This is a genomic window from Halorubrum sp. CBA1229, from assembly GCF_003721435.2.
Lineage (GTDB): Archaea > Halobacteriota > Halobacteria > Halobacteriales > Haloferacaceae > Halorubrum.
Window position 1 is genome coordinate 508,662 of the sequence record NZ_CP054585.1, and the last position, 12,121, is coordinate 520,782.

Below are 12,121 nucleotides of genomic sequence, written 5' to 3' on the forward strand. Positions count from 1 at the left end.
CCGCCGCGATCGCGGCGACCGCCGCCGGTCGCTATTTAAATGCCTTGGCCCATCAGGTGGCTGCGCAGCACGTCCGGCGTCTTGAGCCCGGCGTCGCTGTTGATCAGGACGACCGTCTCCGTTCCGTCGAAGAACCCGTCTTCCTTGAGCGCCCAGGCGCCGGCGGGCGCGGCGCCGCCGGTGGCGCCCATCTCCATCACCTCGTTCTGGGCGACGGCGACCGCGCTCGCGAGCACGTCCTCGTCCTCGACGCCGACCGCCGTCCCGCCGCTCTCCGCCACCGCCTCGACCGCGGCCGCGCCGCCCGCGGGGTCGGCGATCTCCAGCTCGCCGCAGATCGTGTCGGGCGTCTCCCACGGCTCCGGCTCGTCGAGCCCGCGCTCGACCGCCGCCGCGATCGGCGCGCAGCCCGCCGCCTGGGCCGCGACGACCTTCGGGACCGCGTCGATCGCGCCGACCCGCGCCAGCTCCGCGAACCCCTTATAAACGCCGGCGACGACCTCGCCGGTCCCGGTCGGGACGACGACGACGTCGGGCGCCGCGCCGAGGTCGGCGACCAGCTCGAACGCGAGCGTCTTCACCCCGTCGTGGCGGTACGGCGTCGCGAACTCGCCGAGGTCGGTGTAGTCGGTCTCCAGCTGCTCGTCGACCGCGTCGGCGGCGTCCGGGAAGCGGCCGCCGACCACGCGCATGTCGCCGCCGTGGACGTTCGTCATCGCCTTGTTCGAGAAGGCGCACCGCGAGGGGACGAACGCGTACGAGCGCAGGTCGGCCCGACCCGCGTACGCCGCCATCGACTGCCCGGCGTTGCCCGGGCTCGCGCACGCGAGGGGCTCGACGTCCTGTCCCTCGTCCGCCCGCGCCGCGACCGCGGTGAGCGCGACCGAGAGCCCGCGGTCGAGCACGGTGCCCGTGGGGTTCCGTCCCTCGTCTTTGACGTACACCGCGTCGACGTCGAGCTCGTCCGCGAGCCGGTCGGTCGGGACCAGCGGCGTGGCGCCCTCGCCCGCCGAGATAGCCGCTTCCGCCGGGAACGGGAGCAGCGCGTCGAAGCGCCAGTGGCCCCGCCCCGTCCCGGCCGGCCCGTCGCGCGGAGCCCCGAGCAGCGTCTCCGGGTCGACCGCGTCGTAGTCGTAGGCGGGGTCGAGCCCCCGGGCCTGCTCCTCGGCCGACACGGTCGTCGGGTCGGCCGTCTCGTGGACGCGACCCGACGCGCGACTCTCCAGCCCGCGGAACGCCGTCGTCGTCTCCGTCAGCTCCATACTCACCCTTGCGGCGGCGGCGACTAATCGCTTCCCTCTCGGAGACGGACAGCGATCGAGATGATGCGTTCGCTGTGCGGTGGCGCGCGCCTCCGAGCGCCCTTCGGGCGCGAGGAGCCCGTGCGAGGGAGTCGGTGGTCCGGAGCGAAGCGAAGGACCACCGACGAGGCTGGGGAGGCGTGAGGTTGTGGTCGCTGTGCGGGTGGGACTCAAAGGGGCAGCCGTGAGGAGCGCGGAGGCGACGCAAGCACCGCAGGGAGCGAACGGAGTGAGCGACCGAGGAGCGCAGCGAGCGTCCGCGCTCCTCACGGCTGGGGCTTTGGAGGTGTTCGCCGCAAAGAAATCGGTCACGTATCCGTCATCAACGACTTATAAACCCGCAAGCTAATACGCAACGTATGAACGGAGACGTCACCGTTATCGGCGGCGGGCTCGCCGGGCTCGTCGCGGCGGCCCGGCTCGCCGAGGCGGGCGCGGACGTGACGCTGTACGAGCGACGGCCCGAGGTCGGCGGGCGCGTCCGCACAGAGACCGTCGACGGATTCACCCTCGACCGCGGCTTCCAGGTGCTGTTCACGAGCTACCCGGCGGTCGCGAGCGAGCTCGACATCGACGCCCTCGACGTCCGGCGCTTTGCCCCCGGCGCGACGATCTGCCGGCCGGGATCGCGCTCGACCCTCTCGGACCCCCTCCGCGACCCCCGCGGGGCGATCCCCTCCCTCCTGAACGACGAGGTCTCCTTCTCGGACAAGCTCCGGACGCTCGCGCTCCGGTACGACCTCTCGAACCGCGACGAGGACGACTTCTTCGCCGGCCGGGACGACTCCTCCGGCGGCCCGGACGACGCCTCCATCCGCGAGTACCTGCGCGACTGGGGGTTCGCCGACGACTACGTGGAGCACTTCGTCGAGCCCTTCTACGGCGGCATCACCCTCGACCGGAGCCTCTCGACCTCGAAGCAGGTGTTCGAGTACACCTTCCGCGCGATGGGCCGCGGCGCCATCGGCGTCCCCGCCGAGGGAATGAGCACGATCCCCGAGTCGCTCGCTGCCCGCGCCCGCGAGGCCGGCGTGGCGATCGAGACGGGCGAGGACGTGGATTCGGTCCGGACCGCGGACCAGGGTCGGGTCCCGTTCCGGACCGGGAGCGGCGACGCCGAGGGCGCGACCGTCGAACTGGCCGACGGCTCGACGCGCGAGGCGGACGCGGTCGTGGTCGCGGCGACGCCGCCCGAGGCGCGCCGGCTCACGGGCGTCGAGTCGGTCCCGACCGAGGCCGTCCCGAACGTCACCGGCTGGTACGCGCTCCCGGCGGGCGAGTCGTTCGAGACCGGGAAGCGGATCCTGCTCAACGCCGCGGGCGAGTCGCCCAACGCCGTGGTCCCGATGTCGGAGGTCGCGCCAGAGTACGGCCCCGACGACCGCGCGCTGCTCGCCGCGACGTTCCTCGGCGAGGACTCCCTCGACCGCCCGACGGACGCCCTCCGCGACGACGTCCGGGACGCCCTCGACGCGTGGTACCCCGGCCGCGACTTCTCCGGACTGGAGACCGTCGACGTCCACCGGATCCGGTTCGCGCAGTTCGCGCAGCCGCCGGGCGTCCACGCCGACCTCCCCGAGCCCGACGACCCCGATGGCCCCGTCGTCCTCGCCGGCGACTACACGGAGTGGTCGTCGATTCAGGGCGCGCTGGAGAGCGGGCGGGCGGCGGCAGACGCGGCGGGCGAGCATTTATAAATAGAGCCGCATCTTCCCGCTCCTCCCTCACGCCACGGGACCCTACTCCTCCCGGTGGAACGACGCCTCGCCGTGCTCGTCGACCGCCGCGAGCAGCTCCTCGCGTTGGCGGCGGATCTCGGGCGGGAGCTCGTCGTACGCGTGGTCGAACATGTCGCTCGGGTCGGCCTCGACCGCCTCCGCGACGTCGATCGCCTCGGCGACGACGTCGTCGGCCTCCTCGCGGATCGCCGCGACGCCCTCGTCGTCGATCCGTCCGGTCTCCCGCAGGAACGCCTCCATCCGGTCGAGCGGGTCGAGGGAGCGCCACGGGTCCACGTCGTCGGGGTCGCGGTAAGCGGTCGGATCGTCGGCGGTCGTGTGCGCGCCGAACCGGTACTCGACGAACTCGATGAGGACCGGGCGCGGGTCGTCCCCGTCGGAACCGTCTTCGCCTCCCCGCGCCCGCTCGGCCGCCTCCCGCGTGACCGCGTAGCTCGCCAGCGGGTCCATCCCGTCGACGCGGACGCCCTCGAAGCCGTACGCTGTCGCCTTCTGCGCGAAGGTGTCGCTCGCGGTCTGGCGGGACTGCGGGATCGAGATCGCCCAGCCGTTGTTGTGACAGCAGAACAGCGTCGGCGTGTCGAAGACGCCCGCGAAGTTCATCGCCTCGTGGAAGTCGCCCTCGCTGGTCGCGCCGTCGCCGAAGTGCGTGACGGCGACCCGGTCCTCGTCCCGGTAGTCGAACGCCCACGCCGCGCCGACCGCGTGGGGGAGGTGCGCCGCGATCCCGATGTTCAGCGGGAACACGTTGCCGTCGGCGATCGCCTCGGTCCCCGACTCGTGACCCATCCAGTAGGGGAGGTACTCCGAGAGCAGGTCGCGAACGACGACCGCGCCGTGCTCGCGGTACTGGTAGCTGATCAGGTCGTCCTCGGCGAGCGCGTGGGTCGACCCGACCGCCGACCCCTCCTGTCCCGCGCAGGGCGCGTACGTCCCGATCCGCCCCTGTCGCTGGAGGCTGACCGCGCGCTCGTCGAACCGGCGGGTGACCACCAGGTCGCGGTAGATCTCGCGGAACCGCTCGTCCGACAGGTCCGGGACCGTCGCGTCCGGCAAGGGGCTGCCGTCCGGCCCGAGCACGCGGTAGACGTCCGCGTCCGCGAGCGGGTCGGTCGCGGCGTCGGACGGGTCGGCAGGCGAATCGGTGGAGCCGGCGGCGTCGGCGCCGTTCTCGTCCATGGGCGATCGGTGTGTGCGCCGGTCACAAGGAGTTAGCGGTCGCGGCGGCCGCCGACCGGTCTCGGCTCCGTCGGCGGACGTACGCGATCGGGAGGCCGACGAGGACGCCCGCGACGGCGACCATGCCGAGCACGAACCCGACGAGCAGCGGCACGGGGCCGGCCGTGAGCATCTCCGGCCCCCAGACGAGCACGAACCGGGCCGTCCAGAGGGCGCCGGTGACGAGCGCGGTGAGCAGCCCGAACGCGGCGCCGCGGGGGTACGTGACGGTCCCCGGCCGCTCGACGAGCGCCCACCAGAGCCCCGCGCCGGCGACGAGCGCCGGCGTCGCGAGGAGCGGCATCGCGAACGCGGGCGGGAGGCCGATCACCTCCGCGAAGAGGCCGAGCATGTCGGAGAGCGCGAACGCCGTGACGGTGGCACAGCCGAACGCGTAGACGCCGGCGATCAGCGCCCACCGTCGCGGAGAGGAGGGCCTCGACTCGGACCGGGGAACGTCGTCCATACCCGCACGTCGTGAAAGCGAAGTAAAACGTTTCCCCTGGGTGAAACGCCGGCTTGAGTCTCCCCCGCGACGCCGTCACACCTGCCGACCGCTTCGGCGACCTCGCTCGGCGTCCGCGCCGCCTCGGCTCACTCGACCGCGATCTCCAGCTCGAACGGGTACGCCCCGTGCTCCCCCGGCGTCTGACCCGGGACGTTCCAGGAGACCCCGAACAGCCCCCGGCTCACGTACTCCCCCGCGGGGAGCCCTTCTGGCACCGAGTACGTCGCGGCCATCTCGTCGCCCGCGGTGAGCGACTCCAGCGCCTCGCCGTCGCTGCGGCTGGGCGGCGGCCCCTCGATGCCCTCGGTCTCGACGACGTCCAGCTCCTCCCGTTCGCCCCCGTGAATCACCCAGAGGGCGCTCGGCAGCGCTCCCCGGCTCGTGAACGTGTAGGGGCCCTCGGCCTCGCCGTCGGCGTTCTCGGGCGCCGGCGCGACCCTGATCGTGAACCGCCGGGGCGCGCCCTCGCTCGCAGCGACCGAGACCGACACCGGGAGCCGGTCGTACCGCGACTCGCCGACGAAGACGCTGTACACGGTGCCGTCGATCCGGTAGTACGGCGGCTCCTGGTACTCCGCGGCGAGCTCCTCGTGGGCGTCCGGCACGTCGTCGGTGAAGTACTGGCTGCGGTCCGGCGTCGTCAACGCGGGCGCCCGATGTTCCGACGCCAGCGCCCGCTCGAAGAACGACACCAGCTCCGCGTCGAGCGCCGATTCGTCGACCACCGGCCGGTCCCACATGGCCGCCTCGGTCAGCTCGCGCGCCGTGATCGCGTACGGCGGGTCCTCGTTCTCGACGGCCGTGCGGATCCGGGAGACGCCCAGCTGGTCCTCCAGGTAGTCGTACTCGTCGAGGAACGCGGCGACGGCGTCCGGGAGCAGACACCGGCGGTACTCGTCTCGCGGGATGTGCGTGCCGGAGGCCGTCAGCGCGCGGACGAACGCCTCGACCGCCGCCGAGCCGAGGTCATCGTGCCGTCGCGCCTCTCTGAGGACCCGGTCCTCGTCGTACCCATCGGCCTCCTCGTCGACGAGCTCCGCGGTGAACGTCGGGAGCGCCGGCTCGAACGCGTAGCGCGTCCCGTCCAGCTCGACGTACGGCTTGAGCTCGCCCCGGTCGTAGACGCGGAACTCGTCGACCGCGGCCAGCAGGTCGTCGCCGGGGTCGTCGGTCTCGAACCGCCCGCCGATCGCCTCGGCGAGCGGCTCGCGCAGCGCGGCCGGGACCTCGGACTCGGGAACGACGTGCTCCGGGTCGATCCCGCGGCTCGGCGACGGCTCGTACGCGGTGACGACGTGCGGCACCGTTCGGAGCTCGACGTCGAGCGAGCCGGCCGTCCCGTCGCCGTCGTCCGACGCCTCGCCGTCGGCTCCCGCCGAGTCGCCGTCGGTCCCGTTCGCCGCCGAGTCCGTGGCGGGGTCGTCGCCGGCGCACCCTGACAGCGCGACGACGGACCCACCGATCGCGGAGAGGAGGGCTCTGCGGTCCATACTCGGGTCGTTCGAAACGAGCAGTAAAAATCTTCGGTGGCCATACGCGGCCGCGGAAACATTCATTATGAACGGTTGATATATCCCGCGCATGAACCTTCGCGACGGCGCGACGCTCGGCGGCGCCGCAATACGCTCCGTCCGGTACCTGGTCGCGGGCGACATCGAGTTCCCTGACGGCAGGCTGCAGGACGCGATCGAAACGGCCGACGGGACCACGTTCGTCGTCTACCGAGAGACGGTCCGCCGCTCGGCCGACTCGAACGGCTCCGACGACGGGGCCGTCCTCGTCTTCAGGATGCGGGTGACGGATCCGGCGGCCCGAGGCCCGTTCCGGACCGCGCTGTTCGACCCCATCGCGAACGTCGCGACGCCGTTCTTCGCGGGGCTCCCCGGGTTCCGCCGCAAGCTCTGGCTGGCGGGCGAGCGGCCGGGCGAGTTCCTCGAGCTGTACGAGTGGGCGAGCGAAGCGGACGCCCATCGGTTCGTCGACGCGTTGCGGTCGCTGATCGACCCGATCGACCACGCGGGGACGGTCGAGTTCGACGTTGTCGCACACGACTCCGTCGAGGAGTACGTCGACGCGGGGGAGGCCGCGTGGCGCGAGGCGCCGCCGGAGGCGAACCGACCGCCTCGCCGGACCGCCGTGCTCACGGGCGCAGTCGGCGTGGGACTGGCGATCGCCGTGGGATACGCGCTCCGGAAGCGGCTCCGCCGGTGATCCCCGGCGCGACGGCGCTCGTGGCGTGTCGGTAGTCAGCTGTCGGCGTTCTTCGGCTCGATCGTCGTCCGCTCGTACTCTATCCCGGCCTCGTCGAGAAACGACCGCAGCGTGGACATCCCGCGGTCGAAGTCGAAGCCGACGCCGTCGATGTGGGGGTTCCCGTTTTCGGTCGGCTCGAGCTCCCAGTGGGCGTGGAGCTCGATCTGCCCGTCGTCGTTGCGCCAGCCGCGGAGATGCGTCTGCCACCAGCGGTACGTCGTTCCGTCGGCGGTGTTGCGTTCGTGCACCACGCGAGCGAGGTTCATGACTTCGCCGCGCTTGTGGTACGAGAACTCCCAGTTCGGCGCGAAGCTGTACTCGCCGAGCTCCGCTTCGATCTCTTCGACGGGCCGGTCCACCACGAAATACTCACCGGACGGCCGCGGCTGCGTGAACAGCGCCTTCCGTAGCTGTCGGTAGCCGTCTCGAACGACGTCGAACGGGACGTGGACGACGTCCCAGAGGTTTATCGATATCATGCTCGGTTACGGCGTGTTAGACGGTGCGGTCGCGCGCTGTCGCCGGTGCGTGTGTCTACCACCGTTTGCCATGCTAGTTATCATCACCCACATACGCTACGACATATCATCGAGCTATTTAATTGTAGATGGTAGTTCCGTCGTTGCATCGCGTCACGGCCGACCTACCTCGGAGATCGAATCGGGAACCGATGCAGTCGACGGAGACAGATGTCATCGGGACAATCTTTTTTACCCACTCGTTCGACGACAGGGTATGGTAACTAGTCGCATAGGGGAGTGGCTGGCCGTCACATGGCAAAGTTTGGCGTCCACCGGGGGATTGCTCCTCGAGTTCGCCGGGATCGGTCCAGACGTCGACCCGCACACGAAGGTGACGTTCCGGGCGATCGCGGACGCGGTCGTCCCCGAGACACCGGGACTCGCGGGGGAGATCGGGCCCGAACACGTCCCCGGTGGCCTGGCGGTCGAGCTCGACGAGTTCGCCGTCACCTACGTCGACGACGGGTTCCAGCTCGGACTCCCACACCTCGGGCCGCAGGGGAACATCCCGATCGCGGACCCGATCGCCCACCTCCTCGACTCGGCGGCGCTGACGCTTCTGGAGCGCGGGGACAACGAGCGCGATCCCGACGTCGATCGGGCGCTGTCGCTGCTCGGCCCGGACGACCCGTCGCCGACGGTCGTCGAGGACGTGGTCGGCCCGTTCGCGAAGCTCTCGCGGCGCGACCGGCTGCGCGCCATCGCCATCGTCGACGAGTTCGACGTCGAGTTCTCGCCGACCGACGACGATCTGCTCGAGCTGGACGCCGGCCTCGTTGGGCAGCTGGTCATCGGGTTCATGGAGATGATCTACTACAGCGAGTGGCAGGGGTACGACGAGTTCACCCAGCCGCCGAGCCGACGCGTCCACCCGAACGACCGGTCCGCGGTCCAGAGCTGGCGACAGACCGGGTTCCCCGGGTTCGCGAACGGGTACGCCGCGCTCCGCGGCTACGTCGGGACGGCGGAGAGCCCGTTGGGTGACGGTGACACGTGGGCGACCGTCGACGAGACGGCCGGCGTCCGAATCGTCCGGGAGTCGGGCGCGTTCCGTGAGAACGACTACGACACGAGCGACTACGGGGAACCGTTCCCCGTGGAGTCGGGGTGAGCGGCGATGGTCCGAGACAGCTACGACGCGGTCGTGGTCGGAGCGGGAGGCGACGGACCGGTTACGGCGTGGAAGCTCGCGGAGGCGGGCCTCTCCGTGCTCGTCCTCGAGGCCGGCCCGTTCTACGGGAACGAGCAGTGGCCGCGCCCCAACGAGGACCCGGGCGGCGAGGCCTCGTCGAGCGCCGAGGACCTGAGCGGCGACCTGCTCGACGAGCAGTTCACCACCCGCGAGTTCGAGATGATCACCAAGCTCGTCTTCGGGCCGGCCGACCACGAGCGGGGGTTCTGGTTCCGGAAGTTCCCGGGCGACGGGGCGATCTTACAGTGCGCGGGCGTCGGCGGGACCACGCTCCACTACACCGGGTGTCATCCGCGCGCCTATCCGGCGTCGATCGACGAGCAGGGGCACTGGCCGATCGAGTACGCCGACCTGATCCCCTACTACCAAGAGGTCGAGGAGATGTGCGACGTGACGCCGGCCCCCGTCACCGCCAAGGAGGAGCTGTTCTTCCGTGGCGCGGCAGACGCCGGCTGGGAGCTGATCGAGGACCTGAACGTGACGGAGCCGGGGTACCGCCCGCAGCCGAACGCGATCAGACAGCCCGACGAGGCGCTCCACGTCGACGCCGGGTACGAGGGCGACTTCACCTATCCGGACGTCGAGGGCGACACCCTCGCGCTCGGCGACATCGCCGGGAACCCGCACCCGCGCGGCGCCCCGTACGAGGAGAAGGCCAAGCGGGCGAGCAACGTCAGCTTCGTGCCGCCCGCGTTGCGCACCGGGAACGTGACGATCCGGCCCAACGCCTTCGTCACGGACGTGATCACCGTGACGCCCCGCGGTGACACGCCGACGGCGATCGGCGTGGAGTTTCGGGACACGTGGTCCGGATCGCGGGAGCAGGTCGACGCCGACGTCGTCGTCCTCGCCGCGGGCGCCATCGAGACGCCGCGGCTCTGGCTCAACGCCGACCTCCCGGCCAACGAGTGGGTCGGTCGCGGGCTGACGATCCACTTCGGGGACAACGTGATGGGGCTGTGGGACCCCGACGACCTGGAGGAGACGATCGGCAGCGACACGATCGACCAGCACGAGGGGCAGGACATCGCCGCCCGCTTCGACTACCCGGGCGTGGGGATGCTCCAGACCGTCGGCACCGCCCCCGGAATCGGTGCGATCTTGGGGTTCGGCGCCAGCGCGTCGGGGTTCGCGTTCCAGAACGACACCGCGGGCGAGCCGTGGGACACGATGGGTCGACTGGCCGGGACCGAGCTCAAGCGGCTGCTCTCCGACTACCGCCGAATGCTACAGATCCTCGTCGTGACCGACGACCGCCCCCATCAGCGAAACGGGGTCACGGTCGCTCCCGGGGCCGCCGACGAACACGGACCGATCCCCATCGTCAACTACGAACCCAGCGAGGGCGATCGGCAGCGTCGCGACGAGCTCGCGCGGATCGCCGCCGACATCCTGCGTGAGGCCGGCGCGTCCCACGTGCACCGCTCCGACTCGCCGCCGACCGCGTTGCACGTCCACAGCACGATGCGGATGGGGGAAGTCGTCGACGAGGCGTGCGAGGCCCACGACGTCGACCGGCTCTTCGTCGCCGATCACTCCGTCCTCGCGAACGGGGTCGGCGGCGCGAACCCGACGAACACGGGCCAAGCCCTCGCGGCTCGGACGGGCGAGAAGATCGTCGAGCGGCACTTCTGATCGTCGCCGGTTCCCCTTGTTTCCGCCCGGTGGTCGCTCACGCTGTCGCCGCCCACGGTCGCTCACGCCGGGTCCGTCACGGACCGCTTGAGCACGTACGCGTACTTCGAGTCGGCCTCCCACTCCTCGACGCTCCCCTCGTGGATCTCGCCCGACGAGTACACGCGTTCGTCGTCGAACGCGATCACGTGCCGAGGCCAGGGCCAGGGGAGGTCCCAACAGAACCCGATTCCGAGGCCGTCGCGGTCGTGAGCGAACGCCCAAGAGAGCGCGACCAGGGCGTAGTCCTCGCAGTCTCCCCGACCGGCGTCGACGCACTCGCCCGGTTTCTTGGCGAAATCCCTGATCCCGTTCCACCGGTCCTGCGTCCAGTCGTACTCCGACGCCGACCACGCTTCGAGGTCGAAGGCGTCCCACCGGTCGTCGCGGTCGACGTAGCGGTCGGGCGCGATGAACGTGAACGGCGTCCAGCGACGAACGTTCATGGGCCCCGATATTCTGTCAACGAGAATAATAGTGTGGGAGGAGAACAGAGGCGAAACGGGTGGGGAACGGAGAAGCGGCGGCTGACTCCCTCTCCGCTTCCACCGGCCGCGTGGCTACGTGCGACGGGTCACGCCGCGCTCAGGGCGTGATCACGGCCCGGCCGTCGATCTCGCCGTGTTCGAGCCTCTCCGCGACCGTGTTCACGTCGCCGAGGTCGTACCGGCTGGTGTGGAGGTCGACATCGCCCTGCTCGACGAGCGCGACCAGCTCCTGTAGCTCCGCGTACCGGCCGACGATGTTGCCGACGAAGGAGAACTCCCCGTTCACCAACGCCTGCGCCGGCTCGTGGACGTGCCCGCCGTAGCCGATGATGTGGTGGTCGCCGCCGGCGGCGGTGATGTCCGGGGCGTACGCGGTGGTGACGTCCTCGCCGACGAAGTCGAGGACCTGCGCGGCGCCGTTCCCGTCGGTGATCCCCTCGATCTGAGCCGCGACGTCCTCCTCGCCCGGGTTGATCAGGTGGTCCGCGCCGTACCCCTCCGCGAGGTCGAGGGCGGACTCCTTCAGGTCGACCGCGGTGATCCGGGCCGCGCTCATCGCGTCGAGGCACTGCAGGCCGATGTGACCGAGCCCGCCGACGCCGATGACGACCGCGTGGTCGCCCGGGTTGAGGTCGGCGACCGCCTTCTTGGCGGCGTGGTACGCCGTGATCCCGGCGTCGGCGTGCGGCGCGATGTCGATCGGTTCGACGCCGGACGGCAGCGGGATCACCGAGCGCTCGCTGGTGTGGAGGTACTCGGCGAACCCGCCGTCGACGGTGAGCCCGTTGAACGCGTCGTTCTCGCAGTACATCGTCTCGCCGAGCCGGCATGGGCGGCAGGTACCGCAGGTCTGGACCGGGTGGCAGATCACCGGGTCGCCCTCCGAGACGAGGTCGACGTTCTCGCCCGTCTCGACGACCGTGCCGGCGTTCTCGTGGCCGAGCGTCATGGGCAGCTCCTGCGGGACGTACTCCTGCCACATCCCCTCGATGATGTGGTTGTCCGTTTGGCACCAGCCCGCGCCCTCTACCTCGACGATCACGTCGCTCGCGCCGGTCGCGTGCGGCCGGTCGACATCGTCGATCGTCAGTCCCTCGCTCATGTCGTCCGTGTACTCGTGGAGTCTGGCAGCTTGCATGTGTTACACACACATTCGCCCCCCATCATAAACGTTCGTTATGGATCGGCGAACCGCCCGGCTCCAGCCGACCGCCGCGAAGGGACTCG

At 70.8% G+C, this 12,121-nt stretch carries 11 protein-coding genes; 4 read left to right on the top strand and 7 right to left on the bottom strand.

Annotated features, from left to right (window positions below):
• Positions 1 to 35 precede the first annotated feature (35 nt).
• Complete coding sequence (locus Hrr1229_RS02525) at positions 36 to 1,262, bottom strand: pyridoxal-phosphate dependent enzyme (protein ID WP_123114349.1); 1,227 nt, start codon at positions 1,260 to 1,262, stop codon at positions 36 to 38.
• 398 nt (positions 1,263 to 1,660) lie between these two features.
• Here Hrr1229_RS02525 and Hrr1229_RS02530 point away from each other — a divergent pair, with 398 nt between their 5' ends.
• Positions 1,661 to 2,998, top strand: coding sequence for an NAD(P)/FAD-dependent oxidoreductase (locus tag Hrr1229_RS02530; protein WP_123114348.1), 1,338 nt, complete (start codon positions 1,661 to 1,663; stop codon positions 2,996 to 2,998).
• Between the two features lie 42 nt (positions 2,999 to 3,040).
• Here Hrr1229_RS02530 and Hrr1229_RS02535 read toward each other — a convergent pair whose 3' ends face one another.
• The 3 genes from Hrr1229_RS02535 to Hrr1229_RS02545 form a co-directional block, all read right to left on the bottom strand.
• Positions 3,041 to 4,219 (bottom strand): thiamine pyrophosphate-dependent dehydrogenase E1 component subunit alpha, encoded by a 1,179-nt coding sequence (locus tag Hrr1229_RS02535; protein WP_123114347.1) that lies wholly within the window; start codon positions 4,217 to 4,219, stop codon positions 3,041 to 3,043.
• A 22-nt stretch (positions 4,220 to 4,241) separates the two neighbouring features.
• Positions 4,242 to 4,724 carry a hypothetical protein gene (locus Hrr1229_RS02540; protein WP_123114346.1) on the bottom strand — a complete coding sequence of 161 codons (483 nt, stop codon included), beginning with the start codon at positions 4,722 to 4,724 and terminating at the stop codon, positions 4,242 to 4,244.
• Positions 4,725 to 4,852: 128 nt separating this feature from the next.
• Positions 4,853 to 6,256 (bottom strand): hypothetical protein, encoded by a 1,404-nt coding sequence (locus Hrr1229_RS02545; RefSeq protein WP_123114345.1) that lies wholly within the window; start codon positions 6,254 to 6,256, stop codon positions 4,853 to 4,855.
• A gap of 91 nt (positions 6,257 to 6,347) precedes the next feature.
• Between Hrr1229_RS02545 and Hrr1229_RS02550 the strand changes: the two genes are divergently transcribed.
• Complete coding sequence (locus Hrr1229_RS02550; protein WP_123114344.1) at positions 6,348 to 6,977, top strand: hypothetical protein; 630 nt, start codon at positions 6,348 to 6,350, stop codon at positions 6,975 to 6,977.
• A gap of 35 nt (positions 6,978 to 7,012) precedes the next feature.
• Here Hrr1229_RS02550 and Hrr1229_RS02555 read toward each other — a convergent pair whose 3' ends face one another.
• Positions 7,013 to 7,498, bottom strand: a complete 486-nt coding sequence (locus Hrr1229_RS02555) for a hypothetical protein (protein WP_123114343.1) — start codon at positions 7,496 to 7,498, stop codon at positions 7,013 to 7,015.
• A gap of 256 nt (positions 7,499 to 7,754) precedes the next feature.
• Between Hrr1229_RS02555 and Hrr1229_RS02560 the strand changes: the two genes are divergently transcribed.
• Positions 7,755 to 8,651, top strand: coding sequence for a hypothetical protein (locus tag Hrr1229_RS02560; RefSeq protein WP_148041768.1), 897 nt, complete (start codon positions 7,755 to 7,757; stop codon positions 8,649 to 8,651).
• Between the two features lie 6 nt (positions 8,652 to 8,657).
• Complete coding sequence (locus Hrr1229_RS02565; RefSeq protein WP_123114341.1) at positions 8,658 to 10,367, top strand: GMC family oxidoreductase; 1,710 nt, start codon at positions 8,658 to 8,660, stop codon at positions 10,365 to 10,367.
• Positions 10,368 to 10,429: 62 nt separating this feature from the next.
• Here Hrr1229_RS02565 and Hrr1229_RS02570 read toward each other — a convergent pair whose 3' ends face one another.
• Together Hrr1229_RS02570 and Hrr1229_RS02575 are read right to left on the bottom strand one after the other, a co-directional pair.
• Positions 10,430 to 10,852 carry a hypothetical protein gene (locus tag Hrr1229_RS02570; RefSeq protein WP_123114340.1) on the bottom strand — a complete coding sequence of 141 codons (423 nt, stop codon included), beginning with the start codon at positions 10,850 to 10,852 and terminating at the stop codon, positions 10,430 to 10,432.
• A 139-nt stretch (positions 10,853 to 10,991) separates the two neighbouring features.
• Positions 10,992 to 12,032: an NAD(P)-dependent alcohol dehydrogenase gene (locus Hrr1229_RS02575; protein WP_123114339.1), complete on the bottom strand. Its 1,041-nt coding sequence runs from the start codon at positions 12,030 to 12,032 to the stop codon at positions 10,992 to 10,994.
• Positions 12,033 to 12,121: the final 89 nt, after the last annotated feature.

What these genes read in the sequence shown, in the direction of transcription:
- Hrr1229_RS02525 (WP_123114349.1), bottom strand. Translation starts at nt 1,262, where the DNA reads ATGGAGCTGACGGAGACGACGACGGCGTTCCGCGGGCTGGAGAGTCGC.
- Hrr1229_RS02530 (WP_123114348.1), top strand. Translation starts at nt 1,661, where the DNA reads ATGAACGGAGACGTCACCGTTATCGGCGGCGGGCTCGCCGGGCTCGTC.
- Hrr1229_RS02535 (WP_123114347.1), bottom strand. Translation starts at nt 4,219, where the DNA reads ATGGACGAGAACGGCGCCGACGCCGCCGGCTCCACCGATTCGCCTGCC.
- Hrr1229_RS02540 (WP_123114346.1), bottom strand. Translation starts at nt 4,724, where the DNA reads ATGGACGACGTTCCCCGGTCCGAGTCGAGGCCCTCCTCTCCGCGACGG.
- Hrr1229_RS02545 (WP_123114345.1), bottom strand. Translation starts at nt 6,256, where the DNA reads ATGGACCGCAGAGCCCTCCTCTCCGCGATCGGTGGGTCCGTCGTCGCG.
- Hrr1229_RS02550 (WP_123114344.1), top strand. Translation starts at nt 6,348, where the DNA reads ATGAACCTTCGCGACGGCGCGACGCTCGGCGGCGCCGCAATACGCTCC.
- Hrr1229_RS02555 (WP_123114343.1), bottom strand. Translation starts at nt 7,498, where the DNA reads ATGATATCGATAAACCTCTGGGACGTCGTCCACGTCCCGTTCGACGTC.
- Hrr1229_RS02560 (WP_148041768.1), top strand. Translation starts at nt 7,755, where the DNA reads ATGGTAACTAGTCGCATAGGGGAGTGGCTGGCCGTCACATGGCAAAGT.
- Hrr1229_RS02565 (WP_123114341.1), top strand. Translation starts at nt 8,658, where the DNA reads ATGGTCCGAGACAGCTACGACGCGGTCGTGGTCGGAGCGGGAGGCGAC.
- Hrr1229_RS02570 (WP_123114340.1), bottom strand. Translation starts at nt 10,852, where the DNA reads ATGAACGTTCGTCGCTGGACGCCGTTCACGTTCATCGCGCCCGACCGC.
- Hrr1229_RS02575 (WP_123114339.1), bottom strand. Translation starts at nt 12,032, where the DNA reads ATGCAAGCTGCCAGACTCCACGAGTACACGGACGACATGAGCGAGGGA.